The sequence below is a fragment of the Streptomyces sp. CC224B genome, from assembly GCF_030010595.1.
Classification (GTDB): domain Bacteria; phylum Actinomycetota; class Actinomycetes; order Streptomycetales; family Streptomycetaceae; genus Streptomyces; species Streptomyces longispororuber.
In genome coordinates, this window is the sequence record NZ_JASCXL010000036.1 from 18,557 (window position 1) to 30,951 (window position 12,395).

12 protein-coding genes are annotated in these 12,395 nt (G+C 73.5%); 5 read left to right on the top strand and 7 right to left on the bottom strand.

Annotated features, from left to right (window positions below; translation table 11 throughout):
• Nucleotides 1–115 precede the first annotated feature (115 nt).
• Nucleotides 116–1,024 (top strand): LysR family transcriptional regulator, encoded by a 909-nt coding sequence (locus tag QK440_RS16725; protein WP_282793899.1) that lies wholly within the window; start codon nucleotides 116–118, stop codon nucleotides 1,022–1,024.
• Nucleotides 1,025–1,100: 76 nt separating this feature from the next.
• Here the strand turns inward: QK440_RS16725 and QK440_RS16730 are convergent, their stop codons facing one another.
• Nucleotides 1,101–1,838: a TetR/AcrR family transcriptional regulator gene (locus tag QK440_RS16730; protein ID WP_282793900.1), complete on the bottom strand. Its 738-nt coding sequence runs from the start codon at nucleotides 1,836–1,838 to the stop codon at nucleotides 1,101–1,103.
• Between the two features lie 133 nt (nucleotides 1,839–1,971).
• Here QK440_RS16730 and QK440_RS16735 point away from each other — a divergent pair, with 133 nt between their 5' ends.
• Nucleotides 1,972–3,525, top strand: coding sequence for an MFS transporter (locus QK440_RS16735; RefSeq protein ID WP_282793901.1), 1,554 nt, complete (start codon nucleotides 1,972–1,974; stop codon nucleotides 3,523–3,525).
• Nucleotides 3,526–3,790: 265 nt separating this feature from the next.
• Here the strand turns inward: QK440_RS16735 and QK440_RS16740 are convergent, their stop codons facing one another.
• The 3 genes from QK440_RS16740 to QK440_RS16750 form a co-directional block, all read right to left on the bottom strand.
• Entirely contained in the window at nucleotides 3,791–4,567 is a 777-nt protein-coding gene (locus QK440_RS16740; RefSeq protein WP_282793951.1) for a glucose 1-dehydrogenase, read from the bottom strand.
• Between the two features lie 46 nt (nucleotides 4,568–4,613).
• Complete coding sequence (locus QK440_RS16745; RefSeq protein WP_282793902.1) at nucleotides 4,614–5,081, bottom strand: cupin domain-containing protein; 468 nt, start codon at nucleotides 5,079–5,081, stop codon at nucleotides 4,614–4,616.
• A gap of 106 nt (nucleotides 5,082–5,187) precedes the next feature.
• Nucleotides 5,188–5,382, bottom strand: coding sequence for a hypothetical protein (locus tag QK440_RS16750; protein WP_282793903.1), 195 nt, complete (start codon nucleotides 5,380–5,382; stop codon nucleotides 5,188–5,190).
• 227 nt (nucleotides 5,383–5,609) lie between these two features.
• Between QK440_RS16750 and QK440_RS16755 the strand changes: the two genes are divergently transcribed.
• Complete coding sequence (locus QK440_RS16755) at nucleotides 5,610–5,789, top strand: DUF397 domain-containing protein (protein WP_282793952.1); 180 nt, start codon at nucleotides 5,610–5,612, stop codon at nucleotides 5,787–5,789.
• Here the strand turns inward: QK440_RS16755 and QK440_RS16760 are convergent.
• Nucleotides 5,778–6,647, bottom strand: coding sequence for a helix-turn-helix transcriptional regulator (locus tag QK440_RS16760; RefSeq protein ID WP_282793904.1), 870 nt, complete (start codon nucleotides 6,645–6,647; stop codon nucleotides 5,778–5,780). The genes QK440_RS16755 and QK440_RS16760 overlap by 12 nt on opposite strands.
• Before the next feature lie 367 nt (nucleotides 6,648–7,014).
• The gene (locus QK440_RS16765; RefSeq protein WP_282793905.1) at nucleotides 7,015–9,105 is read right to left on the bottom strand and encodes an NB-ARC domain-containing protein; all 2,091 of its coding nucleotides are present in this window, start codon (nucleotides 9,103–9,105) and stop codon (nucleotides 7,015–7,017) included.
• Nucleotides 9,106–9,360: 255 nt separating this feature from the next.
• Here QK440_RS16765 and QK440_RS16770 point away from each other — a divergent pair, with 255 nt between their 5' ends.
• Complete coding sequence (locus QK440_RS16770; protein WP_282793906.1) at nucleotides 9,361–10,422, top strand: PP2C family protein-serine/threonine phosphatase; 1,062 nt, start codon at nucleotides 9,361–9,363, stop codon at nucleotides 10,420–10,422.
• Here QK440_RS16770 and QK440_RS16775 read toward each other — a convergent pair.
• Nucleotides 10,419–11,129, bottom strand: a complete 711-nt coding sequence (locus tag QK440_RS16775) for a TetR/AcrR family transcriptional regulator (protein ID WP_282793907.1) — start codon at nucleotides 11,127–11,129, stop codon at nucleotides 10,419–10,421. The genes QK440_RS16770 and QK440_RS16775 overlap by 4 nt on opposite strands.
• A 249-nt stretch (nucleotides 11,130–11,378) precedes the next feature.
• Between QK440_RS16775 and QK440_RS16780 the strand changes: the two genes are divergently transcribed.
• Complete coding sequence (locus QK440_RS16780) at nucleotides 11,379–12,389, top strand: alpha/beta fold hydrolase (RefSeq protein WP_282793908.1); 1,011 nt, start codon at nucleotides 11,379–11,381, stop codon at nucleotides 12,387–12,389.
• Nucleotides 12,390–12,395 lie beyond the last annotated feature (6 nt).

Here is a 12,395-nt window from a genome sequence, read left to right on the forward strand (position 1 = left end):
ACGATCCCCGCCCCGGGACTTATCGATGCAGGTCAGCGGCTTCGCAGGGGCAGCGGCTTCGCAGGGTCGGGGGCGGCAGCGGCGCACAGCCATGGGGGGAGCCGGGGTGGCCGGGATGGAACGACAGGAGCTGGAGACCTTTTTGACGCTCGCCGAGGAGCTGCACTTCGGCCGCACGGCGGAGCGGCTGCTCGTCTCGCAGGCGCGCGTCAGCCAGACCGTGAAGAAGCTGGAGCGCAAGATCGGCGCGCCGCTCTTCGAACGCACCAGCCGCGTGGTGCGCCTCGCGCCGCTCGGCCGCCAGCTCTACGAGGACCTGGCGCCGCTGCACCGGCGCATGGAGGAGGCCGTCGCCCGCGCCAGGGACGCGGCGCGCGGCGTCTCCGGAGAGCTGGGCGTGGGCTTCCTCGGCACCGGTGCGGGCTCCCTCACCCAGCCGATCCTCAAGCTTTTCCGGGAGCGCTGCCCGCGGTGCGAGATCCGCATGCGCGAGACCCAGTTCCAGGACCCGCTCGGGCCGCTGCGCTCCGGCGAGGTCGACGTCCTGTTCACCTGCCTGCCGGTGCGCGAGCCGGACCTGACGGTCGGGCCGGTGGTCATCAGGGAGCCCCGGGCGCTCGCGGTGCCGGCCGGCCACCGCCTGGCGGGCCGCGCGTCGCTGTCCTGGGAGGACCTGGCGGGCGAGACCTGCTTCGGCGTCGTCAACAGCGCCCCGGCCTACTGGTGGGACTTCCACGTCCCGCCCCGCACGCCGAGCGGCCGCGAGATCCGGCGGGGCCAGGCGGTGGCCACGTTCCAGGAGATGATGACCCTCGTCGCCACCGGCCAGGGCGTCTCGCCGGTCATCGCCTCCGTCGAGACGTACTACTCCCGCCCGGACGTCGTCTTCGTACCGGTACGGGACCTGCCCCCGGCGGAGGTGGCCCTGATCCGGCGCAGCGGCGCGCCGACCGCCGCCACGCGGGCCTTCGTCCAGGCCGTGCACGACGCGCTGGACGCCCACGGCGGCCCCGCGACCTTCTGAGCCGCCGCCGGGGCGGTGTCGGCGCCGGGGCGCCCCGGCGGGGGAGCGGTCCGTGCGGAGGGCCCGGATGACCGGGTCAGCCGGGGAGGCGCGCCTCCAGGCCGTCGAGGATGCAGTTCAGGCCCACCTGGAAGTAGCCCTGCCGGGCGTCCTGCACGTCCCGCCGCGGCTCCAGCTCGTACATCGCCCGGACCCGCGGGTAGGGCCGCACGGCCGTCTCCACCGCGGGCCGGACCGTCTCCATCCAGGCCTGCTCGTCGCGCCCGCTGCGCGCGAGCGTGGTCAGGTAGGCGGCCTCGGTGGTGGCGATGCCGATGACGTAGCCCCAGATGGTCTTGACGGCGATGTCGCAGGACTCCAGGTCGAACCCGCGGGTCTCGAAGAGGGCGAGCATGTCCTCGGTGAGGCGCATCATGTTCGGCCCCAGGTTGGCCATGCCCAGCTCGCCGAGGACGGAGGCGATCCAGATGTGCCGCAGCAGCACCTCGCGGACGTTCTCGCCGAAGCCCAGGGCGGCGGCGCGCCAGTCCTCGTGGGAGGCGGAGGCGGGCACCGGCACGTCGATCTCGCCGTACACCCGGTCGACGACGAGCTCGATGATCTCGTCCTTGTTGGAGACATGCGTGTAGAGGCTGGTGGCACCCGCGTTCAGCCGGGTGCCCAGCTTGCGCATGCTCAGGGCCTCCAGGCCCTCGGCGTCGAGCAGGGCGAGCGCCTCGGCCACGATCTGCTCGCGGCTGAGCGCGGGCTGCTCGCGGCGCTGTCGGCTCGGCCGGGTCCAGACGGACATCGAGGTCGGCTTCTCAGTGCGCATGCGGCCACCCTTCTCTGCACTCCCCTGTTGACCTCACCCTAACTCAGCCACGCACGTCGTTCGGCGGTTGCGAACAGTGTGCGGCGTACGTACAGTGTTCGGAGTAAGCGAACGGCGTACTGAGGAGGACCCGATGGACGGGCTCGGACAGCAAGGGAAGGAAGCGGGCGACGCGGCCACGGCACGCGATCCGCGCCGCTGGTGGATTCTGATCGTGCTCTGTCTGAGCACCCTCGTCCTGGTCGTGGACAACATGGTCCTGACCGTCGCGGTCCCGCCCATCGCCCAGGACATCGAGGCGACCGCGTCCGACATCCAGTGGATCCTCGACTCCTACATGCTGGTCTTCGCGGGCCTGCTGCTGACGTCCGGCTCCCTCTCGGACCGGTTCGGCCGCCGCAAGATCATGATCATCGGCCTGTTCCTCTTCGGCGGGGCCTCCCTCCTGGCCACCGTCGCGAACGACCCCGAGCAGCTCATCGCGGGCCGCATCCTGATGGGTGTGGGCGGCGCGCTGATCATGCCGAGCACCCTGTCGATCCTCATCACCGTCTTCGACGAGCAGGAGCGGCCCAAGGCCATCGCGGCCTGGAGCGCGGTCGCGATGGTCGGCCTGGTCGGCGGCCCGGTGCTCGGCGGCGCCCTGCTCCAGCACTTCTGGTGGGGCTCGGTCTTCCTGATCAACGTGCCCATCGCGGTCGTCGCGATCCTCGCGGCCCTGGCGCTGATGCCCGAGTCCAAGGGGCCCTGGCGCAAGGCCGACCCGCTGGGCATGGTCCTGTCGATGGCCGGTATGGCCGCGCTGGTGTGGACGATCATCGAGTGGCCCAAGGACGGCTTCGACGACCCGAAGGTCTACGGCGCCGCGATCGTCGCCGTCGTCTGCCTCGTCGGCTTCGGCCTGTGGGAGACGCGCATCGAGGAACCGATGATCCCGCTCATGCTGTTCCGCAACCGGGTCTTCACCGGCGCCAGCTTCTCGATCGTCCTGCTGACCTTCGCCAACGGCGGACTGATGCTGGTCCTGACCCAGTACCTCCAGTTCGTGCTGCACTACTCGCCCACGAAGACCGGCTGGGCCTTCGCGCCGCTCGCCGTCGCGGCGCTGGTCTTCAACACCCTGGGCGCCACGCTGGGGCAGAAGTTCGGCAACCGTTTCATGGTCGCCACCGGCCTGGTGATCATCGCCTCCGGCTTCTTCACCCTCACCACGCTCGAGGTCGGTGACGGCTTCGCCGTCGTCGCCGTCGCCATGGTCCTGATGGGCGCCGGCGGTGGCCTCGCGATGCCGGCCGCGCAGGCGGCCCTGATGGGCGCGGTGCCCACCGAGCACGCGGGTGTCGGCTCCGCCCTCAACGACACCGTCCAGCAGGCGGGCGCCGCCCTCGGTGTGGCGGTCCTCGGTTCCATCCTCTCCAGCACCTACTCCCGCTCGATGCCGGACTCCGCGTCGGACACCGCCGACAACTCCATCGTCGACGCCCTCGCCGAGGCCGCCCGCACCGGCAACGAGGCCCTGGCGTCCGCCGCCCGGGACGCCTTCGGCGACGCGATGTCCGCCAGCTTCGTCGTGGGCGCCACGGGTGTCCTGGTGGCCGCGGCCCTCTCCCTCTTCCTGATGCGGCCCCGGCCCGCGGACGAGGTCCCGGCCGAGGACAAGCCCAAGGAGCCGACGCCGGTCGCCTGACCTTCCGGGCGCACGCCCCGGACACCGCCTTCGGAGGGGCCCCGCCCCTATCTCCCCTCTCCCCCTGAGGGGCCCCTCCGCAAGACGCCGGACGGGCTGGATCCCCTCCAGCCCGTCCGGCGGTTTTTCGTGTTCCTTGCCTTTCGGCTGTTGGCTGTCGGCTTTCGGTTGCCGGCTTCCGGCTGTCGGCTGTCGGCTGTCGGCTCTTGTCCCGTGTGTCCCGCGCGTCCCGTGCGCTCTGCGTAGCCCGCGCGTCCCGCTCGCGTCACCAGGAGGGCCGCGCGCTCACCCCGCCGTCCACCACCAGGTCCGTCCCGGTGATCCAGCTCGCCGCGGCCGAGGCGAGGAAGACGCACGCCGCGCCGATGTCCTCCGGCCGCCCGAGGCGCTCCAGCGGGGCGGCGCGCGTCCACCGCTCCACGCCCTCCGGCCAGTCCTCCGCGAGCCCTGGCCGGTCGACGAGGCCCGGGGAGACGCTGTTCACCCGCACCCCGAGCGGCCCGTACTCCACGGCCGCCGCCCGCGCGAACATGATGAGCGCGGCCTTCGACACCCCGTAGTGCGCGTGCCCCGGCGCGGGCCGGTGCCCCTCCACCGACGCGATGTGCGTGACGCTGCCGCCCCCGTCCTGCCCGGCCATCACCTCGGCGGCGGCCTGCGTACAGGCGAACGCGCTCGTGACGTTGGCCTCCTGGAGCAGCCGCCAGTCCGCCGCCGCCATGCCGCGCAGGGGCTGCACGGGCTGGATCCCGGCGTTGTTGACGAGCGCGTCGAGCCGCCCGCGCCAGTCGTGCGCGGCCGCCACGAGCCGGCGGCACTCCCGCTCCTCGCTCAGATCGGCCGGTACGACGACGGCGTGGCCGCCCGCCTTGCCGATCTCCTCGGCCAGCTCCCGGGCGCGGTCGGCCCGTTGGTGGCAGTGCAGGACGACGGCCGCGCCGGCCCGCGCGAACTGCCGCGCGATGCCGCCGCCGATGAGCCCGCTGGCGCCGGTGACGAGGGCGGCGCGCCCCGCCAGGGACGGCAGTCCGGGGTCGGGCACGGCTCGGGGGCCGGTCGCGGCTTCGGGGCCGGGCACCGCTGCGGGGTCAGTCACGGCACAGCTCCCTGATGCGAGTGGCCTGCCGCGGGTACGCGGCGGCCAGCGCGGCCGGGTCCCCGCCCTCGTAGTCCTGCTCCATGAACCCGGGCGCCATGGTGGTGCCGAACAGCGACCAGGCGCCGCCGTCCCGGACCCGGGCGCCCATCCACGTCCCGGCCGGTACGACGACCTGGAACTCGTGCCCGGCGCCGAGCAGGCGGAGTTCGTCGCCGCCGTCCGGACGCAGCAGGAGCAGTTCCAGCGGGTCGCCCCGGTAGAAGTGCCAGACCTCGTCGGTGGGGAGGCGGTGCAGGGCCGAGAAGTCGCCGGGCTCGGAGGTGAGCAGCATGATGATGGCGGAGCCCGCGGGCCGCCCGGTCGCGTCCGGCGGGCCCGCCCAGGTCCGGCGGAACCGCCCGCCTTCGAAGACCAGGGGTTCGAGCCCGTACCGGGCCACCAGCTCCTCAGGGGTCACCGCGCACTCCGTTCCGTCGTCCGGCCAGTGGGAGCGCCGCCGCGGACGGGCACCGCCGCGGACGGGCGCCGCCGAGCGCCGGTCCCGACCGCGGCGGCCGTCCCCGCTACCGGCGCTGTAACCACCACACCACGAAGGAGAACAGGGCGGTACCCGCCGCCGTGCTGGCCCCCTTCGCCACGTTGACCACCGCCGAACGCCCCCAGCGGTTCCAGTGTTTGCCCGCCACGGCACGGATGACTGTGCCCGTGGAGTCGCTAGACTTCACTTCGAGTGTCCTTTCCTGGATCTGGATGCTCACCCAGGGAGCCCAAGGTCGTTGCTTGCCGGCGGGACCGCGGGCTCCCTTGCCATGTCGTCAGGCGTCGTCTATCGCCTGAAGCGTGCTTCTATTCGGATATCTGCCGTTTTCCAACCGCTTTTGCCTTTCGTGGTGAATTTCCGCGAACTTTGCCTCAAATGCACCCTTGGCAAGTCCTGGCCAAGCCTTGATAATTCCCCTGGGTGTCGAAGCAGGGAGGGCGCGTGATGGCGGTCGGTTCCCAGTGGCGGAAGAGTTCCTACAGCGAACCCAATGCTTGCGTGGAAGTGGACTTGAGTACGTCTCCGCGTGTCCGGGACTCCAGGAATACGAGTGCTGGGCATCTACAATTCTCCATCCCTGCATGGAGGTGTTTCATCCACTCGTTGAAGGGGTCACGAGAGTAGGAACTCCTCGGTGATTTCCTTGGCCACGCCCCTTTCCACCTGCCAGAAGGCGTCAAGGTAGTCTGCGGGCTCTTTCTTCTTTCCGCCGCCCGGCGTGCGTTCGCTGAGCAGCACCTCGCCGTCCGGGGTTTCCAGGTAGGCGACGATGTCGTCGTCGCCGCCCTCGAACTCGAACACGGCATAGGGAGTCCTGAACAGCGGATAGATACCGGCGCTGAACGGGACGTACATGACCGTCACGTTCGGCATGTTGTTCGCCGCGAGCAGTTGCTCGTACTGCTGCCGCATGACGGCCCCTCCGCCGATGACGCGACGCAGTGCCGCCTCGTCCAGGATGAAGAAGAACTGGCCCGCTTCGGGCGTGAGGACGCGCTGCTGCCGTTCCAGGCGCAGTTGGATGCGGGCTTCGATCTCCTCCTGGTCGCCGGAAATCTCCCCTCCTTCCGAGAATGAGCCCAGCAGCGCGCGCATGTACCCCTCCGTCTGCAGCAGGCCCGGCATGACGTTCCGCTCGAACGCCCGCACGATGGAGGCCGATCCCTCGTAGGCCAGATAGGCCTGGAATTCCGGGCTGGCGACCGAGCGGTACGGCCAATACCACGGGAGCTGGCGGGCGGAGCGCGCGAGTTCCAGGAGTGCCTCGTGGTCGTCCTCGTTCACCTGGTACTTCGTGAGGAGAGCCATCACGTCCGTGACGCTCACCCCGATCTTTCCGTTTTCGATTCGGATCAGCTTTGACGGGGACCAGTCAAGATCCTCGGCCACTTGCCGCTGGGTCAGGTTCGCTGCTTCGCGGGCCTTCCGCAGCCGGTCGCGAAGGCGCTGGCGGAGGAAAAGCGGGTTCTGGCTGGTCGGCATTACATCCCCTTCTCGTCTCGGAAAGGTGATGCTACGGCTAGCTGGCGGCATGCACCTCCGCACTCGTCAATCCGGCCCATTGACGCCACCCCAAAGGGTTGTAGCCGGTCGGCGACGTGACTTTCGAACGGTTGCAGACCGTCCGACCGCCGTCCGGCTGGTGGAGCGGAGCCACCCCACGTCCTACGGCCCGGCAATGTGCTATCTCGCTTTCAGCATCAAGGCCACGTCTCCCCCGGCGCAAGACTCAGGAAAGAGATCACGCGAGAGCTGGGGCGGGGGGAAAGCGAACAGGCTGGAGAAACGGGTGGTTCCGTAAAATCTTCGGATCACCCGCGGAATCCGGCCCCAAGGGGTTGCGTGCCGCCTAACCCCCGGTGCCACCAGGCGTGAGGAGTGCCGTGAGAGCCGTGTCCACGTCCGTGGTGTGGCCGGTGCGCAGGGCGCGTGCCGAGGCGTCGTCGCCGAGGCGGCGGCGGATGGAGTCCTCGCAGGCGCGGCGCGCGGCGAGGAGGTCCGGGGAGCCGAGTCGGGCCGTGCCGATGGTCTCCCAGAGCTGGTCGGCGACGCCCAGGCAGTGCGCGGCCTGCGCGGCGCGCCCGCAGGCGAGGGTGGCGCAGGCCAGCACGTCCAGGGCCATGGCGATGCCGAGGTGGTCGCGGAGCCGGCGCTTGCCCGCGATGGCGGCGCGCGCGTGGGCCGCGGCCGGCTCCGCCCGCTCCTGGCCGAGCGCGGCCAGCGCCCGGAGGTAGTCCGCCCAGGCGCGCAGCCAGATGTCGCCGCGCCGGGCGCACTCGGCGCCCAGCACGTCGGCGACGGCCGCGGCCTGCGCGTACCGGCCCAGGTGGACGTAGGCGAAGGCCCGGGCGGTCTGGACGAGCCCCCAGGCCGGGGCGGAGCGGCCGTGGGCGGGCGGGGGGCCGTGGGCCGCCTCCAGCACCGCGGCGGCTTCCGCCGCCCGGCCCCGGACCGCGTGGATGCCGCCTTCCAGGTGCGCCGCGGCGCACTCCGTGGCCGCCCGCTCCGCGGCGTCCCGCGCGGGCGTCTCGGCCATGGCCGCGCGGAAGGCGGCCGCGCAGTGCTGGGCGGTCTCCCCGTCGCCCTGGGCGAGGGCGAGGAGGCCGCGGGCCCACACGGCCCGCGCGCGGACGTGCCCGCCCCGGGACGGCAGGGCGAGCGCCCGGTCCAGGTAGTGGCCGCCCTCCCGGGGCAGGCCGCAGGCGAACCAGACGAACCAGAGCGTGCCGCTCAGCTCCTGGGCGGTGCCGCCGTCCTGTTGGACGAGACAGAACTCCAGCGCCGCGCGGAAGTTGGGGTGGTCACCGGCCGTCCTGCCGTACCAGGCCACCTGGTCGGGGCCGAACCACGCGGCCTCGGCGGTGCGGGCCAGCGCCCGGTAGTGGTCGCGGTGGCGGCCGCGGACCTCGTGCTCCTCGCCGAGCCCGCGCAGCCAGAACGCCCCGAACTCGCGGATGGTGTCCAGCATCCGGTAGCGCTCACCGGCTCCGGCGGGCTGCCACTCCAGGATGGACCCCTGCGCCAGCGAGGCGAGCAGGCGCGGCACCTCCGCCGCGGGCAGGCGGTCGTCGGCGCACACCGCGCGCGCCGCGTCCACGTCGAAGTGTCCCGCGAACACCGACAGCCGCGCCCACAGCAGCCGTTGGTCCGGGGTGCAGAGCTGGTGGCTCCAGCCGATGGCGGTGCGCAGCGCCTGGTGCCAGGGCGGGTCCGCCTCGTAGTCCGCCTGCCGGGTCTCGCCGAGTACGGCGAAGCGGTCCGCGAGGCGCCGGTTGAGCTCGGCCGGGGGCATCTCCCGCAGCCGGGCGGCGGCCAGTTCGATGGCCAGCGGCAGTCCCTCCAGGCGGCGGCAGAGCGCCGCCACCTCCGCGCCGTCCGCGCCGGTGAGGCCCGCGTCGGTCGCCGCCGCGCGCCGGGCGAGCAGCGTCACCGCGTCCGTCTCGGGCAGCGGGCCGAGGGGGACGACGTCCTCGACGGGCAGACCGAGCGGGCGGCGGCTGGTGGCGAGGACGCGCAGCCCCGGGGCCACGGTCAGCAGGGTGGCCGCCGCCTCGGCGCAGTCGCGGACCACGTGCTCGCAGGTGTCGAGGACGAGCAGCAGCCGCCGCCCGGCGACGTACTCCGAGAGCACCTCGAGGACGGGCCGGGTGGTGCGGTCCACCAGCGGCAGCGCCTCGGCGACCGCGTACGCGAGCATCGCCCCGTCCTGGAGCGGGGACAGGTCCACCCACCAGACGCCGTCGGCGAAGCGCGGCAGCAGCTCGGTGGCGGCCCGGCGCGCCAGCCGGGTCTTGCCGACGCCGCCCACGCCCGTCAGCGTGACCAGGCGGTGCCGGCCGAGGCGTGCGGCCAGCTCCGCCAGCTCGTCCGTCCGCCCGATCAGCTCGGAGTCCCGCCCGCCGGGCGGGCGGGCCGCCTGCGGGCCGCGGGCCTGCGCCACGTTCGCCCCCTGTGTGTGTCCGCCGAGGCGGTCCGGTCCGCCCGGCGCGCGCCGCCGGCCCGCGGGAGCGGGCCGGACCACGGGACTGTGGCGAATCGGCCACGCACCGTCACCAGAGGTGGCACAGTACCCGCACGCAAGGGGTGCGTGGGCGTCATCCGGACTTCGCCTGACGGTTAGGGAGCGGCTGTGGGCACGCGGCACGGACGGGGGACCGCGGCGGTGGGCGCGCGGCACGGACGGGGAGCAGCGGTGGTGGGCGCGCGGCACGGGCGGGCGGCGGCGGCCGTGCTGGGGCCGGTCGCCGCCGCCCTGCTCGCGCTCGCCGCGGGCCCGCCGTTCTCGGCACTCCTGGCGCTCGCCCCGCTGCCGGCCGCCCGGTGGCTGTCGGCGCGGGCGACGGCGGCCCTGGGGACCGCGGCCGTCGCCGTGGCGGTGGCCACCGGGCCGCCCGGGTCCGCACCGGAGGTCGCGCTGCTCCTGAGCGTCGCCGGAGTCGCGGCCTGGGCGGTGGCGACGGCGCACACCCGCGTACGCGACCGGCGCGAGCTCGCCGACATGAGCCGATTGGCCGAGTTGCTCCAGGACGCGCTGGCCCGTCCGCTGCCCGAGCACGTGGGCCACATCGGCCTCGCCGTGCACACCCGTGCGGCCGACCCGCGGGCCCGGCTCGGCGGCGACGTCCACGACGTGGTCCTCACCCCGGGCGGGCCCCGGCTCCTGCTCGCCGACGTCCGGGGCCACGGCCCGGCGGCGCTGCGCGTGGCCGCCGCCGTCCTGGCCGCCTTCCGCCGCACCGCCGCGGCCGAGCCCGACCCCGTGCGCCTGGCCGGCACCCTCGACGAGCAGCTCCGGCCCGAGCTGGGGCCGGAGGACTTCGTCACCCTGCTGCTCGTGGACTTCCGCCCCGGCGAGGCCCTGATCGTCAACTGCGGCCATCCGCCGCCCCTGCGCGCCGGCCGCCGCTTACGGGTCCTGGAACCGCCCGAGCCGTCGCCGCCGCTCGGGCTGCACCCCGCGCCCCGGCCGCACCGCGTCCACCTGGCGCCGGGGGAGCGCCTGCTGCTGTACACGGACGGCCTCACCGAGGCGCGCGACGCCGGGCGGACGCCGTTCCGCCTCGACACCGCCGAGGTGCACGCGGCCCTGGCCGCGCCGACCGCGTACGAGGCCGTGCACGCGCTGGCGGACCTGCTCGACCGGCACACCGGTGCCGCCCCGCTCGCGGACGACCTGACGTGCGTCCTCGTCCAGCCCGCCGTCCCCGCGCCCGCGCCCGCGCCGGGCACCGGCACCCGGGCGGAGGGCCGCCGCTAGTCCGGCGCCCCGGGCTCCCGCGCCGGGGGCGGCTGGAGCAGCCCCATGAACAGCAGCATCAGCTCGTCGACGATCGTGTCGAGGCTCGCGTCGACGTACCCGGCGGTCCAGTCGTACAGCAGGCCGTTGACCGCGCCGACGAAGCCGAGCGCGGCGACGCGGTAGTCGCGGGCGCCGATCTCGCCGCGCTCGGCGGCCTCGTCCAGCGCGGCGACGAGGAGGTCGACCCAGCCCCTGCGGGCCTCCAGGCGCCGCCTCTCCAGCTCTGGGGTGACGCCGGTGACCTCCACGAAGACGATCCGTACGAGGTGCGGGTGGGCGGTCAGGACGCGGGCGTACGCGCGGAAGGCGGTCTCGACGCGCTCGCGCACGGTGCCCTCGGCCACCTCGGCCAGGGCGCCCAGGACGGCGGTCTGCGCGGCCCGCTGGACCCGCTGGTGCAGGGCGGCGAGCACGTCCTCCAGGTTGCGGAACTCCTCGTAGAACTGGCGCGTCGACAGCCCGGCGCGGGCACACAGGGCGGCGACGGACGCGGCCCGGTAGGCCCCGGGCCCGGCGCCGAAGAGCTCGACGCCCGCCTCCAGGAACCGGCGCCGCCGCTCGGCCCGGCGCTGCTCGGCGGTCTTGCCCCCGTACGCCCGCGCGGGCCGCCGCGTCCCCTCCGGCACTGGCTCGGGCACCGGCTCCGGCGCCTCGTCGGGTTCCACCGGCCTCACCCCTCTCCGCCCGGCGGTCCGCCAACTGCGGGCCGCCGTACGGGAATTGTCCCGCGCACGGGCCTTGCGTTGTCGGCGCCCCGCTCCTACTTTCAAGTAACCAAATCTGAAGCGGTGCCGTTTCAGATGTCCGGTGCTCCATGTGTCATGCCCATGGCCGCATGAACGTGAACGGTCATGCCCATGCCCTCATTCACTGCCCTCGGCCCGCGCGAGGGCTTGCCCGAAGGGACCGGAACCGTGAACAGAGCACTCGCCCCGCACTGTCCGCAGCACCAGCACCAGCACCGCCCGCCTCGCCCCCGCCGCCGGCTGCGCCGCGCGGCCGCCGCCGTCGTGCCCGTCGCCCTCACCGCCACCGCGCTCACCGCCGCGACGGCTCCCGCGGGGGCCGCCGAGCGGCCGCGGTACCCCGTCGGCGGCGTCGCCGACGGGGTCGCGAACTTCTTCACCAGCCCGGACGCCGTGGCCGGCGTGAACGACTGGGACTGCGAGCCCACCGCCGCGCACCCGAACCCGGTGGTCCTCGTCCACGGCACCGGCGTCAACCTCGGCGCGAACTGGGTCCGGATGGGCCCGACGCTCGCCAACGAGGGCCACTGCGTCTTCGCCTTCAACTACGGCATGGGCAGCCCGCTCAACTTCGGCGGCCGGGTCGGCGGACTGACCGGCGTCGCCGGTTCCGCCCGGACGATGAGCGCGTTCGTGGACAAGGTGCTCGCGCGGACGGGCGCGAAGAAGGTGAACGTCCTCGGGCACTCGCAGGGCGGCATGATGCCGAACCACTACATCAAGCGCCTCGGCGGGGCGGAGAAGGTCGACCGCCTCGTGGCGCTCGCCCCGACCAACCACGGCACCACCCTGAGCGGCCTGGTGAACCTGGGCCGCGCGCTGGGCGTCCTCGGCCTGGTCAACGGCGCGTTCGACCACCTGAACCTCCAGGGGCTCAAGGACCAGGAGGAGGGCTCCGACTTCCAGAAGGCCCTGTTCGCGGACGGCGACACCGTGCCGGGCGTGCGCTACACGGTGATCGCCACGCGGAACGACGTCGTCTCCACCCCCTACAGCCAGGGCTTCCTGAAGGGCGACCGCGTCCGCAACATCGTGGTGCAGGAGCAGTGCCCGAAGGACCCGGTGGGGCACGTGGGCCTGTTCACGGACGGCCCGACCACGCAGAACGTCGTCAACGCGCTGGGCGCGGACGAGCCGGACTTCAGGCCGAAGTGCGAGGACTACGGCCTGCCGCTGTGAGGCCCG